The organism is Streptococcus sp. E24BD (assembly GCF_041807825.1).
In the GTDB taxonomy this organism is placed as follows: domain Bacteria; phylum Bacillota; class Bacilli; order Lactobacillales; family Streptococcaceae; genus Streptococcus; species Streptococcus entericus.
This window is the reverse complement of sequence record NZ_JBGTZB010000009.1, coordinates 24,090-43,266: the sequence shown is the minus strand read 5'-3', so window position 1 is coordinate 43,266 and position 19,177 is coordinate 24,090. Positions and strand designations below refer to the sequence as shown.

The window sequence follows — 19,177 nt, the reverse complement described above, 5'->3', positions numbered from 1 at the left end:
GTTTTTCGTGCTCCGTCTCATCAAATTAAAGTTTGATTTCGACATTTACACCACTTGGCAGATCAAGTTTCATCAAAGCGTCAACTGTTTTTTGAGTTGGGTTGATGATATCAATCAAACGCTTGTGGGTACGCATTTCGAACTGCTCACGAGAGTCTTTGTACTTGTGAGTCGCACGAATAATCGTGTAGAGGCTACGCTCAGTCGGAAGTGGTACTGGACCAGCAACTGTCGCACCAGTGCGAGTAGCTGATTCTACGATTTTTGCAGCTGCTGTGTCAAGAGTACGGTGTTCGTACGCTTTCAAGCGGATGCGGATTTTTTTGTTTGCCATCTTTGTCTCCTTTTCGTCTATATAAGATATAGGCTAGCTCCCCAAGAAAACCAACACGAGTTGCGTGGCAATGCAACCGAGCGTGTCGCAACCTCTTGGCTCAAGGCTAAGGCTGTTTTTTACAGCACTCCTAGTATTCTACCAGATATGCTAGGAGATTGCAAGAGTTTCGACTTGTTTTTTTACAAAAAATATAAAACAACCTGCTTCTAATTAAAAAAGACTCACTGACTAAGTCAGCAAGTCATTGTTTGACCTTCTCCCAACTAATCCTGATAAAACAAGATGGTACTAAGGTGCTTCACAAAGTGCGTTCTAAAGGCGAGTTGCAATCGGACAGTATCGTAACTAAGCTCTGGAAAATTATTCAGTAGCTCTGTAAGAACATACTGCCCTTCTGTGTCCCAGTCGCTAATCAGCCACAAGTTCTTAGCATATAAGGCTCGCATATGTTGGACAATCGCTTGAACCTTTGAATAATGGAGTTCTAAAGTAGAAATAGTAGAATAAGTGTAATGCATGATTTTCTCCTTTTGATGTTGATGGTTTAATTATAGCGACTGTTAAAAATAAAAAACAGGACAAAACCGTCCTGTTTAAACTGTTATGATTTATGACTCGTCATTTGCCATACGCTCTTTGATCTCATCATAGGATAAAGCATGTGGCGCCTCAACTTGTTCGTCCATATCCTTAGGCATACTGCCTGTTTCATAAAGCGATTTGATTTGGGTTGCATCTAAAGTTTCGTGCTTAATCAAAGCCTGAGCAATGATTTCCAACTTGTCTAAGTTAGCGGTGATAACCTCTGTCGCCTTATCCATAGCTTCTGTTAGAAGGTGACGGACTTCAGCATCAATGAGAAGTGCTGTCTCATCAGAGTAAGACTTATCTGGTACCCCTTGTCCTGGGAGGATAGCATGATTACCCTGATACTGAACAGGTCCAAGTTTGTCGCTCATTCCATACTCGGTGACCATCGCACGCGCCAGACCAGTCGCTTGTTCAAGGTCATTTGAAGCACCTGCTGTTTGGATGTTAAACTTGAGTTGCTCTGCTACACGACCACCCATGAGACCTGCCAACTGCTCTTTCATCTCGTCCTTAGAATGAACCATCTCATCTTCTTTAGGAAGAGCGAGCATATACCCACCTGCACGGCCACGAGGAACAATGGTAACCTTGTGAACATCGCGAGCATTGGACAAGACTAGACCGACAACGGTATGACCAGCCTCGTGATAAGCAACCACCTCATTTTGATGTTTAGAGCGCTGCCTATCTTTTTTAGATGGACCAGAAATGACACGATCTTCTGCTTCATCAATATCACTGGCATCAATTTTGGTCTTGTTGCGACGTGCGGCAACTAGGGCAGCTTCATTAAGGACGTTTTCTAGGTCAGCACCAACAAAACCTGGGGTATGTTGGGCAACAACTTTCAAATCAACATCATCTGCCAGAGGCTTGTTCTTAGCATGGACACGCAGAATAGCTTCGCGACCTTTGACATCTGGTCGTCCAACCAAAACTTTGCGGTCAAAGCGTCCCGGACGCAAAAGAGCTGGATCCAGCACATCTGAACGGTTGGTCGCTGCGATGACGATGATGCTTTCGTTCCCTTCGAAACCATCCATCTCAATCAAGAGCTGGTTGAGGGTTTGTTCACGTTCGTCATTACCACCTCCCATGCCTGCGCCACGTCGGCGACCGACCGCGTCAATTTCATCGATGAAAATAATAGCACGCTCTGCCTTTTTAGCGTCTTCAAAGAGCGAACGCACACGGCTAGCACCGACACCGACAAACATCTCAACAAAGTCAGACCCTGAGATTGAGAAAAACGGAACACCTGCCTCACCAGCCACCGCTTTGGCAAGCAGGGTTTTACCTGTTCCTGGAGGACCCTCTAGGAGAATACCTGCTGGAATCCGAGCACCTAAATCCTTGTATTTCTTAGGGTTTTTAAGGAAATCAACAACTTCAACCAGCTCTTGCTTTTCTTCTTCTGCACCCGCAACATCAGAGAAGCGGATTTTGACATCGCCTTTGTTAGCTGGTTTGATTTTGTTACGACCGAAGCTCATCGGATTGCGGCCACCGCCTCCTGCACCGCCACCCATCATGGTCGTTAAGAAAAACATCATGAGGACAAGTGGCAAGAAACTCATCAAAACAGAGACCCATGTTCCCGTAGAGCTTTCAGGAATAACCTTTAAGCTAGTTTCTTTACCCTTGGTCGCTTCCTGTATGGTTTGCAAGGAAGTCTCGCTGGTCAACAGGGTAGCAGAAAACTTTTCAACCGTAATAGTTGGACTTCCAAAAAAGGAAAGTTCGCTTGTTTCTTTGACCTTTTGCGGTTCCTTATAGGTTCCGGTGACCTTAATCACACTACCGGCAGGCTGATAGGTAATGTCTTTAACTTTATCTTCCTCAATCGTTTTAATCAAGGTTGAGTAGTCTATCTTCTGGCTTGTTGTTCCATTTCCTAAAAAGAAATACTGAAATCCAAAAATCAAGGTTACAATCGTGATGATGTAAAGAAATGGATTTCTGACAAAGCCATTTGGTTTTTTATTATTCATCTAAACACTTTCTATTACTTGTTATAAACATCTTCTTTCAAGATACCGATGTAAGGTAGGTTACGGTACTTTTCCTCATAGTCAAGCCCAAAACCGACAAGAAACTCATTGGGTACTCGGCAACCAACATAGTCAGCTTGGATATCAATGACCCTAGCTTCTGGCTTGTCGATCAAAGTCACAATCTTGATAGAAGCAGCTTTCCTATACTCAAACATATCACGCAGATACCTCAGCGTACGACCAGTATCAATGATATCCTCGACGAAAATCACATCACGCCCTTCGATATTAGTATCAACGTCCTTGATAATTTTGACTTCACCACTGCTAGACACGCCACCATGATAGCTTGATACCACCATAAAATCTAACTCAACATGGGTATCGATATGCTTAATTAACTCAGCCATAAAAGGAATGGCACCTTTTAGAACACCGACCAGAAGTGGCGTTTTGCCGGCATAGTCTTCGGTCAGTTGCTTCCCTAAGCGCTTGGCTTCCGCAACAATCTGCTCATTGGTATAAAGAACTGTTTTAATATCCTGCTCTAACATCTTTGTCTCCTTGTCTTACAATCGTTACACTGAACCTCATTATATCACGTTTCGGGTCTTTTCTCAAATAAGTTTTATCACTGGTCACAACGATTTCAATCTGTCCGTGTTGTTCTATCACGAGAGCCTTATGGCGGTCATTTAGCGGTAGCTTATCATCGATAAACAGTCGCGATAGTTTTTTGTGAAAATGGCCGAGCTGAATCTTATCCCCAGCCAAAGGCGACCGTATGAGCAAGGCCGATGAATCTGGCAACAAGTAAGTGGACTCTTGATTTTCAGAAAAAGCAATCAAAAAATCATTGAAAACCACTTCTTCTCCATAGTTTAACACGATGGGTGGCTGAGGCAAATCCGTCTCAGGATTGATTTTTTCGATTCGCCAATGGCTGTAATCCTTTATCAGCCAGTAGCCATTCTTTAATGGGGCACGGTAATTAGCTTTTGTTCTTAAAACAGTCAAGACTTGTTGGTACTGAGCCTTACTCAAGGCTAAATCAGCAAAAGACGATAGGTAATCTTGCAGCAGAAAATACTGAACGGCTGGTGTTTGCTGCCTGAACACCGACACCTCTGTCGCAGACAAACCCTGGGATAAATCAGACAGGGCTGTCAAAAGTAATAAACTCTCTCGACCTAGATCCAACAAGTGCTGGTCAAGTTTTGGACTTTCCTGCCGCAAATAAGGTAAATACTCCAAACGAACACGATTTCGGGTATAAGTAGACTCTTGATTAGACTGGTCTTCAAAGTGTTCGCTGTCTGGAAAATCTGACTTAGAAAAAGAAAGCAAGGGACGAATCAGTTGCCCGTACCCGAAGGATTGAACCTCTTTTATCCCGGATAAATGCCGCAGGCGGCTCCCCCTCAACAGCCTCATCAAAATCGTTTCAACCTGATCATCACGATGATGCCCCGTCACCAAAGCAGTATAGCCCTGCTCTGCCATGATATGAGAAAAAAAAGCATACCGAAAATCACGTGCTTTTTCTTCTGAAAAAGCTCCTGAAAAATGAGCGACAAAAATAGGCAACTGCAACCGCTCCGCCAAGCTACGCAGATGGTTTTCTTCGTCAGTTGACTCAGGCCGTTGCTGATGGTTGACATGAGCAATTCCCAGCTCAATCCCCAGCTCCTCACGCCAATCATAAAGAAGATTGAGCAAGGTCATGGAGTCCAATCCTCCCGAAACAGCAACCAATACCTGTTGATGATGAGTAAAATAGCCCTTAGCCAAGAAGTGCTTTAATAGTTTTTTCTTCATTTATTTCAATAGATTGTAAACGTCATTAGCAATGGCAGTGATCTCATCATAGGAACTATGGGCGGTCAGAATAGATAAAACAAAGGGACGCTCTGCATAGACGACGGCAACATCATGACGGAATTCATCGGCATCACCTGTTTTATGGGCAACAGGGACTGCGATGTCTTTTGAGATACGGCTATCATCAAAAGCTGTCTCTGTCATATAAGTCAGCGCCTCTCCACCCTGGTGATAAAGCTCTGCCATCATCTGTCCAGCTATCTTAGCTGATAACTCCCGCTTCACCATATCCCATTCATCACCAAGCAACAACCAAATATCCGTTTGAAAAGCCCTGTTCAGCTGATCTGCAACATAGTAACCTAGCATGTTACTTGCCACATTATCTGATTGCTTGGTCACAGCCTTTAACAAGTGCTCAACGGTATAGTCCTTGCCGTCTGGTATCTTGCTAATATTCCCAGCCCCTTCAGGGTCATAAAATCCTCTAGACCGATTGACCTCTGGTATGTACTTAAAGGTATCTGACAGCTTAATCGCACCGTCATTGAGCTGTCTTTGGGTCTCATAAATCGTCGCTAGTTTGGTGATGCTGGCACCATACATCCCTTGTTCAGCATTGACGCCTGCTTCTGCACCATCATCTAAACGCTGAATGTAAATAGACAAGTTGTTTTTTTGGTACTTGTCCAATAGCAGAGCTTGAACAACGTCAATAGGATCAGTGTACAGCTCTTCGCTCGATACCCAACCCTTACCAGCAATCAGGTAATAGACCCCATCATGGGTGGTGGCTTGTTCTGTGACGAGTAGCTGCTGACGGGCTACCAAGTCTGTTTTGACTTCCTTAGCCTCGATGACGTAGGGCTTATCATAGACTGTTGCCCCTGCTCTCAGCCAAACGGTCTGTGACACCTGTTCTCTACTCAACTCCACATCATCAAACACCACCAACTGACTGGCTTCGATAAAGTGACCATCGGCTAGCTTGAAAACCGGCAAGAGGTTGTCGTTGATGATTAACTCCTTAATGACAAGAGACTCATCAGCAGATACCAGCTGACCAAACTCGGTTAGGTTTTTATCCAGATAAGCCCGTGTCTCTTGAAAGAGGCGAGGATTCTTTGGAATCGTCGAAAAATCTGATGTCCGTGCTAGAAAACTCTTTTTTTCAGCCTCGGTCAAAACGAGCTCGTGCTCTGTGCTAATGATGGTCAGAGGTGCCAAAAAAACAGGCAGAACCATCAGTGCTAACAGTTTTTTCACAGCTCCTCCTTCCTATGTGTCAGTCTGTTCTCTCAGTGCTTGGTTCTTCTCAGCTAATTCTTCCAGCTTGTCATCTGAGTAAGCCAGAAATTTTTCAATTGTTTTAATTAAATCGTCCATTATTTTGGTAATAAATCAGGCAAGAGATAGACCGTCTCACCTTCTAGTGAATAATAGTATTTGGCGCGAGCGTATTTTTCAACATATTCTTCATTTTGTAGCCGCCGTGCCAACTCTTTTTGCTTGGCCGTCTCAGTTTGGACGTCTTTATAAGTCTGCTTGAGCGTCTCAATTTCAGCTTTTTTTTCATTGAGTTTGACGTAACTGGCCACCATATTGTAGGTTGGCAGGATAAAGAGCAGGACAATCAGCACCATGGTAACACCTAAGAAACGGTGGTGTTTTTTCGTCTCCTCAGCCTGATAACGCCTCTTTAGTTGCTCGTCTTGGATAAACTCATTATTGATTTGGACAACTTTAGACGTCTTCATGATCCTCTATCCTCGTTTCGCTGATGATGTCGTACATCTTGCTCGCGTCTTCTTTCTTGGTACTGTCCAGCATCTCCAGAACACGCACGGTCAAGAGCTTGTTCCCAAAGCGGATTTCCACCTCGTCATTTATTTTCAAGTCCGTTGACGATTTTGCCAAGATGCCATTGACCTTGATTCGTCCCTTGTCTGCGACTTCCTTGGCAACTGTCCGCCGCTTGATAATCCGCGACACCTTCAAATACTTATCTAATCTCATGGGTTCACCTCCCTAACTATCCTATTTTATCACTTTTTTGGAAAAATAGCAGAGCTAAACGCAGAAAAAGTGAGCCTAAACTCACTTTTACCAGAATAATAATGCCGACACAGCTGTACCTGCAAAGAAAATCAACCAGATGGAGAAAATCAATTTTACCGTGAACCAAATATCCCCACGAACACTGGGCTCATGTTTTTTCTTATTGTCCAAGAAGTTGAGAATATCAGCATAGGTTCTAAAATCTTGACTTTTCCAGATATGAAAAATCTGCGCATGTGCATGAATGACAGGAATCGCTAACAGGCTAATTAAAAGAGTAAATTGAGTACCTGTCAACAAAAATCTTGTGGGATAAGCGATAGAAAAGATAAAGAAGGAAATACCAGCAATAAACACCCATTTTTTGAATTGTTTTTGATTTACTTGATGCTTCATCTCATCAATGTCTCCTTTTACTAAATCATCCAAGGACACATCAAAATAGGTCGCTATCAAGAGCAGGCTATTGATGTCGGGATAGGTTTGCCCCCTCTCCCAGTTGGAAATGGTTTGACGTGACACATAAAGTTTCTCCGCCAACTCTTCCTGTGATAACCCCCTTTCTTTTCTAAGTTTTCTTTTCTAAGTGACACTAGTCTGCCTTGTAGTTCCATTGTGATGTCCTCCTTGGTGATACCAGATTACCGCTTTTCCTCCCAGTTTACCACAAAATTCCTTTGTCAGGGAGGCTTTTCTGTGACAAAAGGCTTTGACAAGGGCTGTTTTTAGTGACAAAAAGGTTTACAACCTTGACAATGTTGTAAACCTTTCTCACTTGTTAAAAATTAACCTCATCTGGATTGGACTGGCTCTTCACACCGTCCAATTTATCCAGTATAGCAATATCTGCTGCGCTGAGGGTCAGACCAAAGCAGTCGAGGTTGGCTGCGATGTTGGCTGGAGTAGCTGATTTAGGAAGAGGAAGGAAGCCTTTTTGCAGCGACCACGCCAAGGCAAGCTTACCAACAGGTACCTGGTAGCGCTCTGCCATTTCCTCCACAAGAGGGTTCCCAAAAAGCGTTCCAGTTCCAAAAGGACTATACGCCTCCAGCAAGATACCATGCTGCTGACAAAGGGCAACCAACTCCTCCTGAGTAGTGCCTGGCGCTAGGAGCACCTGATTGACATGAGGGATAATATCAGCCGTCTCAAGCAAAGCCTCAATGTGGTGGGGCATGAAGTTTGACACACCAATTGCTCGGATCTTACCTTCCTCATAGAGGTCTTCCAAAGCAGACCAGACTTGGGCGTTACGGTTCCGCCAACCCTCAGCATCCTGATCACGGAGGCTCTTAGGATTTGGCCAGTGGATCAGTACCATGTCCAGATAACTGACACCCAGCTTATCCATGGACTCTAGCACAGAGTCCCTCGCACTGTCATAGTCTTGCTTATCATTCCAGACTTTGGTCGTCAAGAAAATGTCCTCACGCGCCAGATTGCTGTCTGCAATGGCACGACCAACCGAGCGCTCATTGCCATAAATCTGCGCTGTGTCAATATGCCTATAGCCTACTGCAAGAGCATTTTTTACTGCCTCATAGGCAACCTCGCCCTCTGGAATCTGCCAGGTTCCAAAGCCAATCTTTGGAATAGCAACGCCGTTTGTCAATGTATAATGTTCCATCTAAAACCTCCTGTTACTGATAGGTCTATTATAGGTTAATTGCCGAGCAGAGGCAAGAAAGTGGTATCGTAAACGTTCTTGGAATGAGTGATAATTTTCTTTTCACCAGCTATCAACCGATTAAAATAGCTATTTTGCCTTCGAGATTAAGCTAGCGTTAGAACAGCTGACCGATTGCCTAACAGCCAATCAAAAAAACCATCTACCTGCAGGCAATCAACCACAAGATAAATGGTATAGATTAGTGCAAATTTAATACAAATCAAGGTAATGATCAATTTCCCACTGGGAAACAAAGCTGGCATAGCTTGCCCACTCGATGCGCTTGGCCTCATAAAAATCGGTAAAGATATGTTCTCCCAAGGCAGAGCGAACAGCATCAGCAGTTTATCATCCGAGTAATGTTTGATTGAGGCTAGCGAGCAATGCCTTTCATTTTTGCCCCCTGAACAATCAAGAAAAGACCTAAGCTAGCCACCAAAACAAAACTAATTTGAACACCCAACACCCCAGTAAATTCACTCAGGGAAACCATACTACCTGCAAGGATGTAACCAATTGGGTGAGCCATGGCAATAAAGCCCGAATAGGAGCCAATTTTATTCTGATCCATCATGTCTGCCCGTAAGACTTGACTAGCTGGAACATTGATCATCTCACCTACCGTATAAACGACAGCTGACAACAAAATCAACCAGAGGTTTTTGAAGGTAAAGGCCGAAAAGATACCCACCGCAAAAATCGTCCCTCCTAAGACCAACTGAGGAATCAGTTTCATCGGTTTAGTCCAACGGTTAGCTGTTGTCATCAGAAACACAATCATGATTGTGTTGATTAAAACTGCTAAGCTCAGCAATTTTGCCCCAGTTATCTCAATGCCAAAGACCACCGTCGGCTGGTAGATGGTTTTGTAATGAATGGGAATATAGTTGTCAATTTGAGTCCAGACCGCCGAAAAAAGGACGACTCCAAACGTGTACACTATAAACGCGCAATCCTTAACCACCTCACCATAGTTCTTGAAGGTGGAAAGTAGCCCCTGACCGTGATGAAACACAAAATCAGCCGGCCTGGTCTCCTCAAACTTCCAGAGCATGATGAGATAAGTGACAGCCGCAATACCTGTCATGGCCAAGAGCAATTCAAAGAAGTGTTTGTCATAAAAGGCACCAGCAACACCTGATCCCAGCATCACCGCCACATTGAGAATCCAATAACTAATGGTGTAAACAAAACGACGATTCCCCTCATTAGTTAAATCAACGATCATGGCATCATAGGCAGGATGGGCAAAGTTGGAAAAAACTTCCACCGTAAAAATCCCAACAAAGGTTAATAGCGGCTGAACCTGACCAGGAATATTAGCAAATAAGGTCACCAGGTAGCCAATCAAAACACCTAGATTGCCCCAATCCGTTACTGTTTTACGCCCCAGCGAGTCTGCCAAGTGGCCGCCATAAAGAATGGCGATAAAGCTGGCCGCCTGAGTGCCCATGACTAAAAGCCCCGTCACAAAAGCCCCAAAATACTGGACGTAATACATGGACATAAAGGGAAAAATAGCAGAGCCTAAGATAATGGAAACAAACCGCAAACCTTCTCGCCATTGGAGTTGCTTGGGTAAAGAGAAAAATTCTGTCATGGTTATCTTTCTAAACTATTGTTTCTTCCCATTTTAACACAAAAAGCGGCTGAAAGCCACTCCCGCCGATTATCCTATCGTTAATTGGTTAACTGGGTTTAATACAAATCGAGGTAATTATCAATTTCCCACTGGGAAACAAAACTGGCATAGCTTGCCCACTCGATGCGCTTGGCCTCATAAAAATTGGTAAAGATATGCTCTCCCAAGGCAGAGCGAACAACATCAGATGTTCGGAGTGCTTTTAGGGCATTGTGCAAGGTTGACGGCAAATCAATAATGCCTGCCGCACGTCGCTCCTCTCTGGACATGCCATAAATATTAGTCTCAACCGGCTTAGGTGCTTCAATCTGATTAACAATCCCATCCAAACCAGCCTCAAGTAAGACCGCCATAGCCAGGTAAGGGTTGGCTGTCGGATCAACCGAACGTAGCTCCAGCCGTGTCCCCATTCCTCGGCTAGCAGGAACACGAATGAGTGGTGAACGATTGCGACCAGCCCAAGCGATATAGACAGGCGCCTCAAAACCTGGGACCAGACGTTTATAGGAGTTCACCGTTGGATTGGTAATGGCAGTGTAGCTATAAGCATGTGCCATCAAGCCACCAAGGAAGTAATAAGCGTCTTGTGACAGCCCCATTCCCCTTGGGTCTTTTGGATCTTCAAATGCGTTGCCCTGCTCATTAAAAAGGGACATGTTGCAGTGCATTCCTGAACCAGCAATGCCGTATTTGGGTTTGGCCATAAAGGTCGCATACATGCCGTGCTTACGGGCGATCGTTTTAACAACCAGCTTGAATAACTGAATATTATCACAGGCTTTCAGGACATCGGCATACTTGAAATCAATCTCGTGCTGACCGACAGCACATTCGTGATGGCTAGCTTCGACTTCAAACCCCATCTGGGTCAAGACGTTGACAATCTCGCGTCGGGTATTGTCCGCCAAATCTGTCGGTGCTAAATCAAAATACCCACCCTTATCATTGACTTCCAGGGTCGGAGCTCCTTTTTCGTCTAGCTTAAAGAGGAAAAACTCAGGCTCTGGACCAAGGTTAAAGGAAGTGTAGCCTAGCTCTTTCATATGCGATAGCGCTCGTTTCAAATTGCCACGCGGATCTCCAGCAAAAGGCTCACCCTCGGCTGTATAAACATCGCAAATCAGACCTGCCACCGCACCATTCTCATCTCCCCAAGGAAAAACAATCCAGGTATCCAAGTCGGGGTAAAGGTACATGTCAGACTCATTGATCCGGACAAATCCTTCGATGGAGGAACCGTCAAACATGGCTTTATTTGATAACACTTTTTCTAGCTGTTCTGGCGTTGCAGGAATTTCAACGTTTTTCATCGTTCCTAGAATATCTGTAAACATTAAACGTAAGAACGTGACATTTTTTTCTTCAACTTGTCGGAGAATATCCGCTTTAGTGATGGTCATAACTACTCCTCTTTGAAAATCTAACCTCTATGAGAAAACGGTGTGGATGATGTCGAAAATCGACTCTGCGACTGCAATTCATCTCGCAAAATGCGCCGCACATCATCATCTGTTAGAGATGGTTTTAGTTGAACAAACTGCTGTTCACGCTGAGCATACTCTCTCTTTATGGCAGCAATATTTAACCCCTCAGCAATAAAATCCTTGATTTCCAAGAGCCTGTCCATATCGTTCAACGAATATAGTCGTCTATTGCTGTCTGTGCGTTCAGGCGTTAACAACTCCTGATCTTCATAATAACGAATCTGTCGTGCGGTCAGGTCCGTCAACTTCATCACACTACCGATTGGAAAAACAGCTAACGACCGGCGAAATTCCTTCTCTTTCATGATGTTCTCCTCCTTAACTCATTATAAAAGTATTGCCCAAAAATGTCAATAGACTCATGTTATAATTTATGACATGAGTCTATTTTTTAAGCATATTTTTCCATGTTGCCAAATCGCCATTTACCAAAATAGTAACAAAAACTCCAACAAAAGTCTGAAAAACTCTGGTAACAACGTAGAGCGACGTGCTACCAGCAGGTGCCGCCAAGGAGATAATCAGCAAAGCAGAGACTGAACCAATGACCCCTGACACGTTTGTCAGTGCGACATTTAACACAATCGTCAACATGGTTAACACTGGCAGCAAGATAATGCCAACAAGCGGATGGTGCCCAAACCAGCCACTCACCACATAAAACACCAAGGCTAACAGCCCACCTATGGTATTGCCCAAAATACGGGATGCCCCGAAGGACAGGCTCTTATCAAAGTCTTCACGCAGACTAAAGACAGCGGTCAAGGCTGCAATCTGAGCTCCTTCCCAGTCTAGCCAGCCAAAAATGGTCAACACTAAAAAAACCGCTAAACCAGTCTTAGCCGTGCGCATGCCAATTTTCAATTTACTTTTATCAAATTTGAACCTCATATGTTCATTATACCATAACTTGGTTGGCATTGATCGTTTAGGCGACCATCTCTCTCGAACAAAAAAAGACTTGCAACGTCAAACCTGTTGAAAGTCTTGTCGAGATTTTTCAGAAAATCCGTAATGTCTAATCAGACAGTTTGCAATGCTGAGGTCATGGAAACCCATCGGCACTAAACAAAAACAAGCTACTCAAACATTATGCTGTTGCCTTTGTTGCGATATGTTCAAGTTCTTCAAGGCTTAAAGGCGGCAAGAGTAGATGGGTATCTGTTGTCTACACAGCCATTTCCCTCAACAAGAGAAGGGCAGCCTGGAAGTCGATAATCCCAATCAGGTCGTCACGGCTGGTACTAATCAGGGCTAAGCGGTAATCACTGATGGACTGACCATCTACAGCATAACTGGTCTCAGGCGCATGAGGCAAGAGGGTCAAGGTCCCTTCTGTTAGCGCAAAGCTACCAAAGGTCTTGCTATCTTGGTCTTGATAAAACTGTGGTTGAGCTAGGTAAGGATCTACATTCTGATAATCTCTAGAAACTGAATCTGGTTCTGATTTTTTGAAAAAACGGTCAAACAATCCCATATTAAATTCCTCCTTACCAAATTATACCAACTAAAAACCTGCAATCGCAGGTTTTTAAGCCTCTCATTAATCCTTACGCGACTTTCTCGCGATATCTGCCAAGATGCTCTCCACAAAGCTGTCAAGGGCAACCGTTTCGGTTTCTTTTGAGCCGTAGCGGCGGACATTAACCGCACGGTCTGCCTGCTCCTTGTCCCCGACAATCAGCTGATACGGAATCTTGCTGGTCTGTGACGCACGAATCTTGTACTGCATCTTCTCATTGCGCTCATCGACCTCAGCACGGACACCGCGGTCTTTGAGGGCTTTTGCCACTTCCCAAGCGTAATCCGCGTGGGCGTCGTTGGAAATCGGAATCACTGTTACCTGTTGTGGCGCTAACCAAGTTGGGAAGGCACCTTTATAAGTTTCAATCAAGATAGCGGTAAAGCGTTCCATGGTTGAAATGACCCCACGGTGAATCATAACAGGGCGGTGCATTTCGCCATCTGCGCCGATGTACTTGAGGTCAAAGCGTTCTGGCAAAAGGAAGTCCAGCTGAATGGTGGACAGGGTTTCCTCGTTTCCAAGGGCGGTTTTAACCTGAATGTCCAACTTCGGCCCGTAGAAGGCTGCTTCGCCTTCGGCTTCAAAGTAGTCCACATCCATTTCATCAAGGGCAGCTTTCAGCATGCCTTGAGCATTCTCCCACATCTGGTCGTCGTCGAAGTATTTTTCCTTGTCCTCTGGGTCACGTAGAGACAGACGGAAGCGGTACTCGGTCAGGTTAAAGTCTGCATAGACATCAATGATGAGTTGCAGGGCTTTTTGGAATTCTTCCTGAATCTGCTCTGGAGTGACAAACAAGTGACCGTCGTTGAGGGACATTTCCCGCACCCGCTGGAGACCTGACAGGGCACCTGATTTCTCGTAGCGGTGCATCATGCCGATTTCGGCGATGCGGATTGGCAACTCGCGGTAAGAGTGCACATGGTGCTTGAAGACCTGAATGTGGTGCGGACAGTTCATCGGACGCAGGACAAACTCTTCCCCATCTCCCATGTCCATGACAGGGAACATGTCCTCATGATAATGATCCCAGTGACCTGAGGTTTTGTAGAGGTCAACGCTGGCAAGCGGTGGCGTATAAACATGCTGGTAGCCAGACGCCAACTCCTTATCCACGATGTAGCGCTCTAGCTCACGACGGATAGTCGCCCCATTTGGCAACCAAAACGGCAGACCTTGTCCGACTTCTTGGGAAATCATGAAAAGGTCCAATTCCTTACCAAGTTTACGGTGGTCACGCTCTTTGGCTTCTTCCCGCATTTGCAGGTAGCTCCTTAGGTCTTTCTTGTCAAACCAAGCTGTCCCGTAAACCCGCTGCATCATGGCATTGTCAGAATTGCCCCGCCAGTACGCACCAGCTACATTGAGGAGCTTAAAGACCTGTACACGACCTGTTGACGGCACGTGCGGGCCACGGCAGAGGTCGACAAATTCGCCCTGACGGTAAACGGTCAAGCCCTTGTCCGCATGTTCCTTAATCAACTCCAGCTTGTATGGGTCGTCCGCAAAGAGATCCAGCGCTTCTTCTTTGGTGATTTCCTCACGGATGCATGGGTGGTTTTCTTGAACAATCTTGGCCATCTCTTTTTCGATAGCTTCCAAATCTTCATTGGAAATTTGCTGCCCCTCACCATTGTCCGTGTCATAGTAGAAGCCATTTTCAATGGCAGGACCAATCCCCAAACGCAGGTTAGGGAAGAGACGGCGAGCCGCTTGGGCAAAGACGTGAGCGGCGGAGTGGCGGAGCAAGTCCAAGGCATCCTCGTGGTCAGCCATGACGATTTCAAGGCTGCCATCTTCCTCAATCGGACGCACGGTGTCAATCAAGATACCATTGTGCTTACCAGCCAAAGCTTTTTTCGCCAAACCAGGGCTGTTAGAGTGAGCAATGTCATAAGTTGTTGTGCCTTTGGCGTATTCACGCACCGCACCATCTGGGAAAGTAATATTAATCATCGTTTAAGATATAAAGGGTGTTAAACGGACTCAGAAAAATAGGAAATCAACCACATAAGCTAGCTTCTAGGGAGATTTATCTTTTTTCCGCCGTCAGTAACCCGTATTCAGTTAGAATGAATACGAGCTTGACCCTTCAGTTCCTTTCTATATTTTTTCATTCTTTTTTAGAGACGTGAGCATTTAAGCTAACGTCAAACTAAATAAACGACGCCCTCACAAAAGGACGTCGTAACGTGGTTCCACCTTCATTTATCCATGACAAATAGCCATGAACCTCATGTTTGGCGATAAGGGAACCACCCTTTTATGTTTGCATAAAATGATACCGAGTAGTGTCAGACCTATCCTCTGCGTACTTTCCAGCAACCGCACGCTCTCTCAAAGATTTCCTAGGAATGATATGTCTCTACCCAACAGTATAGCAGGATTCGCTGATGATTTCAAGCTCTTCTGCTCATTTTATGAAACATTCTTGCCTGCATGGCCGTCATAGATGCTTTTTCTTTGGTAAATGGCGGCTACACATCTCTTGGTGGGGCTGATGAGGAAGTCTTTAAAAATTAAGAAAACAATCAGTAGCCGTTATTCAACAAAGTGAGAGCCTGTATTTTTAATCACTGAATAGTGCATATTTTGTGCAAACCACCCATCGAGCATCTGATGATAGTGCTTTTGTCCGATAAAGCGCTGCGGTGACAGCTGATTGGGTCGCGTGGCGAAAACCATGCTCTTCTAGTGCAAGGACACCTGCAATAGTCGCTCCCCCTGGGGAGCAGACAGCATCTCGCAGCTGGGCTGGGTGGTCACTGCTTTCTAGGGTCAACTCCCCTGCTCCGACAAGGGTTTGTCCTGCTAGTTCCAGTGCCAGCTGTCTGGGCAAACCATGAGTCACTCCTGCATCTGCCAACGCCTCAATAAAGGTATAGACAAAGGCTGGACCACAGCCTGCGATAGCAGTCGCAGCATCCATCTGAGCTTCTGGCAAAGGGAATACCTTACCAGAAGCAGCCAGCAAGTCCTGCACGAGCTGCTGAGCTGCTGCATCGTGACTGGAAAGAGTGGTCATCCCTTGACCGATAGCGACAGGGGTGTTGGGCATGATGCGCACCAAACGTTGAGTGGGGAGGTAATCCGCAAGCTGTGCCAAGGTCAGACCAGCTGCCATAGATACCCAGATGACCTCTGGGCGTTTCTGAATGACCGCTTCTAACTCCTCCAAAACAGTCGGCACTTGCTGGGGTTTGACCCCAAGAAAAATGACGTCCGCTTGAGAAACAAGGCCACTATTGGTCATAAGCTCCCCACCAATGCTCGCCTGCACAGCCTTGGCTTTTTCCAGATTATGCTGGCTCAAAAGGACTGTGACATCAGGCACTTGAGCGACTGCTCGAGCCAGACTAGCTCCCATATTGCCCAAACCGATAAATCCAACCTCCATCTATCCCTCCTACTGCCTGATCTGCCCATTGCCACGAATAATGTACTTGTAGGTCGTCATCTCCCGCAAGCCCATAGGACCTCTGGCGTGCATTTTTTGCGTCGAAATCCCCAGCTCACAGTCCAGTCCAAACTGCCCACCATCTGTAAAGCGGGTAGAGGCATTGACATAGACTGCTGCGGCATCCACTTGCTGGGTAAAGCGCTCTGCTGTTGCTGTATCAGCAGTTACAACGGCTTCGCTATGACCCGTCGAGTGCTGGGCGATATGGGCGATGGCCTCATCGGCGTTTGCCACTACCTTGACCACTAAAATATAATCCAAAAATTCTGTATCAAAATCCTCGGCTTGTACAGGTTGAGTGAATTGTAGATAGGACGCAGCTTTTTCATCTGCCCGAAACGCGACCTGTCCTCCAAGTGCTCCTTCTAACTCAGGCAAAAAGGTTGCCGCAAGGTCTTGGTGAACCAACAGAACCTCCGCTGCATTGCAGACAGACGGACGACTGGTCTTAGCATTGGTGACAACCCTAACGGCCATCTCAAGATCAGCAGCCTTGTCCACATAGACACGGCAAATCCCTGTTCCTGTCTCAATGACAGGCACTGTTGCCTGCTCCACGACAGCTTGAATCAGCCCTGCGCCACCGCGTGGCACCAGCAAATCCAGCTTGCCCTTGGCCGTCATCAGCTCTAGCGCAGACTGACGACTGGTATCCTCTACCAGCTCAATAACTTCAGCCGGCAGTCCCGCCGCCACTAAACCTGCCTTGAGAGCTGTCACAATGGCTTTGGCAGACGCAAAGGTCTCCTTGCCACCACGCAGAATCACCGCATTGCCACTTTTGATCGCCAAGGCTGCTGCGTCAGACGTCACATTAGGACGGCTTTCATAAATCATACCAATCACACCAAAGGGCTGTGAGCGTTTTTCAATGATCAGACCATTGTCTAACCGTGTTTCTTCCAAGGTCAGACCGACAGGATCAGGCAGGGCAATCAAGGTACGAATCCCATCTGCCATCTCCTTAATCCGCTCCGCTGTCAGAAGCAACCTGTCCTGCATGACCGAGCTAATCTTGCCTTGGGCTGCTAGCATGTCCTTGGCATTGGCTGCTAAAATCTGATCCGTGTCTGCTTCCAATTGGTCAGCCATGGCAGCTAGAGCAGCGTTTTTTTGTGCGGTATCTGCTAGATTGATGGCCAGCTTGTGGTCCACTAACGAATCGAGTAATGCTTGTGTTGTGTGCATGATGTTCCTCCTACAGGGTTACCCAGTCATTGCGATGGATAAAGACCCCTTCTGCCTGTTTGGTGGTCAACGCCTGTGCAGACCACTTCACCCGACCTTTTCCGATGAGCTGCTCTTCGTTTTCTTGATAGACAGCGACGATGTCACCAACTTCAAAATGCCCTCTGACGTCTTGAATACCGGCGACCAATAAACTGCGCCCTTCCTCTACCATGGCTTGAGCAGCTCCGCCATCAATCACAACAGCTGCGTCTGTCCGAGCATAGAAAGCTAGCCATTGCTTGCGTTGGGTCATGGCATGCTCATCCGTTAAGAAGAGAGTGCCACGATTGGTCTGTGTGACCGCTTCTAAGAGAGCTGTATCCGTTTTGGAAGAGCAGATAAAGACAGGAACACCTGACTTGGTCGCTAACTAAGCGGCCTGCAACTTGGTCGTCATGCCACCTGTACCATTGGAGGAGCCTGCACCCGCTGCCATTTCAAAGAGTTCTTGCGTCACCTGATCTACGACGGGAATATGCTGGGCATGGGGATTGCTGGTAGGATTGTCTGTATAGAGAGCATCCACATCTGTCAACAGCACCAGCAAGTCTGCCTTGAGCAAGGACGCCACCTGCGCCGACAGGTTATCGTTGTCCCCAACCTTGATTTCCTCGATGGCAACCGTGTCATTTTCATTGATGATGGGAATGGCTCGCTGGCGCAATAAGACCTGCAGAGCTTTCGAAGCGTTCTGATAGCGTCTGGAATCTGCAAAATCATCCTGCGTCAGCAAGACCTGCGCCGACACAATCCCATCTTTCATGAAGTTTTGAGTATACTCTTCAATCAGCAAGCCCTGACCAACCGCTGCGCTGGCCTGTTTTTCCGCAATCTTGGTCGGACATTTATCAAAGCCCAAACGACGAAAACCCGCCGCAATCGACCCTGATGTCACCAAGACCACCTGATAGCCTTTTTGATGAAGCTGGGCCAACTGATTGGTTAAACGGGCAATTTTAATGCGGTCAATGGTTCCATTTTCTTGGGTAATGGAGCTGGTCCCGACCTTAAAAACAATCGTAGCGTCTGTCATTCTCATCTCTCTTCTTTCCTAGCATGTGTTAAACCAGTATACCATCTTTTTAGGGGTTTTTCTAGACCTGAAAAAGAGGAGATAATAATGAACTGCACCCCAAAAGTTAAATTTTTTCATCCAACTTTTGGGGTGCTATAACTATAGAAGGAATACTCATCATGATCGGGCTTAAAATGAGGAGATTAGACACCGCAAGACCTTTCAAGACCAGATAATCATAGGGTGCAAAACCGACAATCATCAACAGATGATAGATTTCCGATAACCAATAAGTGATGACCGGTCCAATCACATAAGGCAGATAGTAATAATAGTTTTTTCTCATCAGTC

The 19,177-nt window shown here is 45.9% G+C and carries 20 protein-coding genes and 2 pseudogenes; all 22 read right to left on the bottom strand.

The genetic code is table 11. From position 1 onward, the window contains the following. Nucleotides 1–25: 25 nt before the first annotated feature. A complete protein-coding gene (rpsJ, locus tag ACERC5_RS03415; protein ID WP_018368193.1) occupies nucleotides 26–334 on the bottom strand; it encodes a 30S ribosomal protein S10 in 309 nt (102 codons plus the stop codon). Nucleotides 335–600: 266 nt separating this feature from the next. Then, nucleotides 601–855: a hypothetical protein gene (locus tag ACERC5_RS03410; protein ID WP_018368192.1), complete on the bottom strand. Its 255-nt coding sequence runs from the start codon at nucleotides 853–855 to the stop codon at nucleotides 601–603. Nucleotides 856–945: 90 nt separating this feature from the next. Next, nucleotides 946–2,919 carry an ATP-dependent zinc metalloprotease FtsH gene (ftsH, locus tag ACERC5_RS03405; protein ID WP_373660160.1) on the bottom strand — a complete coding sequence of 658 codons (1,974 nt, stop codon included), beginning with the start codon at nucleotides 2,917–2,919 and terminating at the stop codon, nucleotides 946–948. Nucleotides 2,920–2,933: 14 nt separating this feature from the next. Then, entirely contained in the window at nucleotides 2,934–3,476 is a 543-nt protein-coding gene (hpt, locus tag ACERC5_RS03400) for a hypoxanthine phosphoribosyltransferase (protein WP_018368190.1), read from the bottom strand. Next, nucleotides 3,457–4,740 (bottom strand): tRNA lysidine(34) synthetase TilS, encoded by a 1,284-nt coding sequence (tilS, locus tag ACERC5_RS03395; protein ID WP_373658519.1) that lies wholly within the window; start codon nucleotides 4,738–4,740, stop codon nucleotides 3,457–3,459. The genes hpt and tilS overlap by 20 nt, the downstream gene beginning before the upstream one ends. After that, nucleotides 4,741–6,009, bottom strand: coding sequence for a serine hydrolase (locus ACERC5_RS03390; RefSeq protein ID WP_373660159.1), 1,269 nt, complete (start codon nucleotides 6,007–6,009; stop codon nucleotides 4,741–4,743). A gap of 12 nt (nucleotides 6,010–6,021) precedes the next feature. Next, nucleotides 6,022–6,129: an SP_0009 family protein gene (locus ACERC5_RS03385; protein WP_373658516.1), complete on the bottom strand. Its 108-nt coding sequence runs from the start codon at nucleotides 6,127–6,129 to the stop codon at nucleotides 6,022–6,024. Beyond that, the gene (locus ACERC5_RS03380) at nucleotides 6,129–6,500 is read right to left on the bottom strand and encodes a septum formation initiator family protein (protein ID WP_373658515.1); all 372 of its coding nucleotides are present in this window, start codon (nucleotides 6,498–6,500) and stop codon (nucleotides 6,129–6,131) included. Before ACERC5_RS03380 ends, ACERC5_RS03385 begins: the two co-directional genes overlap by 1 nt. Next, nucleotides 6,487–6,759, bottom strand: a complete 273-nt coding sequence (locus ACERC5_RS03375; RefSeq protein ID WP_373658514.1) for an RNA-binding S4 domain-containing protein — start codon at nucleotides 6,757–6,759, stop codon at nucleotides 6,487–6,489. Before ACERC5_RS03375 ends, ACERC5_RS03380 begins: the two co-directional genes overlap by 14 nt. Nucleotides 6,760–6,846: 87 nt before the next feature. Next, the gene (locus ACERC5_RS03370; RefSeq protein ID WP_373658513.1) at nucleotides 6,847–7,341 is read right to left on the bottom strand and encodes a helix-turn-helix domain-containing protein; all 495 of its coding nucleotides are present in this window, start codon (nucleotides 7,339–7,341) and stop codon (nucleotides 6,847–6,849) included. A 238-nt stretch (nucleotides 7,342–7,579) separates the two neighbouring features. Beyond that, nucleotides 7,580–8,428 (bottom strand): aldo/keto reductase, encoded by an 849-nt coding sequence (locus tag ACERC5_RS03365; protein ID WP_373658512.1) that lies wholly within the window; start codon nucleotides 8,426–8,428, stop codon nucleotides 7,580–7,582. Between the two features lie 252 nt (nucleotides 8,429–8,680). Next, nucleotides 8,681–8,809, bottom strand: a pseudogene (locus tag ACERC5_RS03360) (hypothetical protein); the annotation flags it as partial. A gap of 34 nt (nucleotides 8,810–8,843) precedes the next feature. Next, entirely contained in the window at nucleotides 8,844–10,070 is a 1,227-nt protein-coding gene (locus tag ACERC5_RS03355; RefSeq protein WP_373658511.1) for an MFS transporter, read from the bottom strand. A gap of 98 nt (nucleotides 10,071–10,168) precedes the next feature. Beyond that, the gene (glnA, locus tag ACERC5_RS03350) at nucleotides 10,169–11,512 is read right to left on the bottom strand and encodes a type I glutamate--ammonia ligase (RefSeq protein WP_373658510.1); all 1,344 of its coding nucleotides are present in this window, start codon (nucleotides 11,510–11,512) and stop codon (nucleotides 10,169–10,171) included. 20 nt (nucleotides 11,513–11,532) lie between these two features. Then, entirely contained in the window at nucleotides 11,533–11,901 is a 369-nt protein-coding gene (locus ACERC5_RS03345) for a MerR family transcriptional regulator (protein ID WP_373658509.1), read from the bottom strand. Nucleotides 11,902–11,980: 79 nt separating this feature from the next. Continuing rightward, nucleotides 11,981–12,487, bottom strand: coding sequence for an aromatic acid exporter family protein (locus ACERC5_RS03340; protein ID WP_373658508.1), 507 nt, complete (start codon nucleotides 12,485–12,487; stop codon nucleotides 11,981–11,983). 277 nt (nucleotides 12,488–12,764) lie between these two features. Next, entirely contained in the window at nucleotides 12,765–13,073 is a 309-nt protein-coding gene (locus tag ACERC5_RS03335) for a DUF4299 family protein (RefSeq protein WP_373658507.1), read from the bottom strand. Nucleotides 13,074–13,139: 66 nt separating this feature from the next. Continuing rightward, entirely contained in the window at nucleotides 13,140–15,077 is a 1,938-nt protein-coding gene (thrS, locus tag ACERC5_RS03330) for a threonine--tRNA ligase (RefSeq protein WP_373658506.1), read from the bottom strand. A gap of 613 nt (nucleotides 15,078–15,690) precedes the next feature. Next, the gene (gene proC, locus ACERC5_RS03325) at nucleotides 15,691–16,518 is read right to left on the bottom strand and encodes a pyrroline-5-carboxylate reductase (protein ID WP_373658505.1); all 828 of its coding nucleotides are present in this window, start codon (nucleotides 16,516–16,518) and stop codon (nucleotides 15,691–15,693) included. Between the two features lie 9 nt (nucleotides 16,519–16,527). After that, nucleotides 16,528–17,769, bottom strand: a complete 1,242-nt coding sequence (locus ACERC5_RS03320) for a glutamate-5-semialdehyde dehydrogenase (protein WP_373660158.1) — start codon at nucleotides 17,767–17,769, stop codon at nucleotides 16,528–16,530. Between the two features lie 10 nt (nucleotides 17,770–17,779). Further along, nucleotides 17,780–18,844 (bottom strand): annotated as a pseudogene (proB, locus tag ACERC5_RS03315) (glutamate 5-kinase). Nucleotides 18,845–18,950: 106 nt separating this feature from the next. After that, nucleotides 18,951–19,172: a hypothetical protein gene (locus ACERC5_RS03310; protein ID WP_373658503.1), complete on the bottom strand. Its 222-nt coding sequence runs from the start codon at nucleotides 19,170–19,172 to the stop codon at nucleotides 18,951–18,953. Between the last annotated feature and the right edge of the window lie 5 nt (nucleotides 19,173–19,177).

Coding starts and splice junctions, on each gene's coding strand:
- ACERC5_RS03310 (WP_373658503.1), bottom strand. CDS start 19,172: ATGAGAAAAAACTATTATTACTATCTGCCTTATGTGATTGGACCGGTC.
- ACERC5_RS03335 (WP_373658507.1), bottom strand. CDS start 13,073: ATGGGATTGTTTGACCGTTTTTTCAAAAAATCAGAACCAGATTCAGTT.
- ACERC5_RS03345 (WP_373658509.1), bottom strand. CDS start 11,901: ATGAAAGAGAAGGAATTTCGCCGGTCGTTAGCTGTTTTTCCAATCGGT.
- ACERC5_RS03365 (WP_373658512.1), bottom strand. CDS start 8,428: ATGGAACATTATACATTGACAAACGGCGTTGCTATTCCAAAGATTGGC.
- ACERC5_RS03375 (WP_373658514.1), bottom strand. CDS start 6,759: ATGAGATTAGATAAGTATTTGAAGGTGTCGCGGATTATCAAGCGGCGG.
- rpsJ (WP_018368193.1), bottom strand. CDS start 334: ATGGCAAACAAAAAAATCCGCATCCGCTTGAAAGCGTACGAACACCGT.
- proC (WP_373658505.1), bottom strand. CDS start 16,518: ATGGAGGTTGGATTTATCGGTTTGGGCAATATGGGAGCTAGTCTGGCT.
- hpt (WP_018368190.1), bottom strand. CDS start 3,476: ATGTTAGAGCAGGATATTAAAACAGTTCTTTATACCAATGAGCAGATT.
- ACERC5_RS03380 (WP_373658515.1), bottom strand. CDS start 6,500: ATGAAGACGTCTAAAGTTGTCCAAATCAATAATGAGTTTATCCAAGAC.
- ACERC5_RS03410 (WP_018368192.1), bottom strand. CDS start 855: ATGCATTACACTTATTCTACTATTTCTACTTTAGAACTCCATTATTCA.
- tilS (WP_373658519.1), bottom strand. CDS start 4,740: ATGAAGAAAAAACTATTAAAGCACTTCTTGGCTAAGGGCTATTTTACT.
- ACERC5_RS03355 (WP_373658511.1), bottom strand. CDS start 10,070: ATGACAGAATTTTTCTCTTTACCCAAGCAACTCCAATGGCGAGAAGGT.
- thrS (WP_373658506.1), bottom strand. CDS start 15,077: ATGATTAATATTACTTTCCCAGATGGTGCGGTGCGTGAATACGCCAAA.
- ACERC5_RS03340 (WP_373658508.1), bottom strand. CDS start 12,487: ATGAGGTTCAAATTTGATAAAAGTAAATTGAAAATTGGCATGCGCACG.
- ACERC5_RS03385 (WP_373658516.1), bottom strand. CDS start 6,129: ATGGACGATTTAATTAAAACAATTGAAAAATTTCTGGCTTACTCAGAT.
- ftsH (WP_373660160.1), bottom strand. CDS start 2,919: ATGAATAATAAAAAACCAAATGGCTTTGTCAGAAATCCATTTCTTTAC.
- glnA (WP_373658510.1), bottom strand. CDS start 11,512: ATGACCATCACTAAAGCGGATATTCTCCGACAAGTTGAAGAAAAAAAT.
- ACERC5_RS03320 (WP_373660158.1), bottom strand. CDS start 17,769: ATGCACACAACACAAGCATTACTCGATTCGTTAGTGGACCACAAGCTG.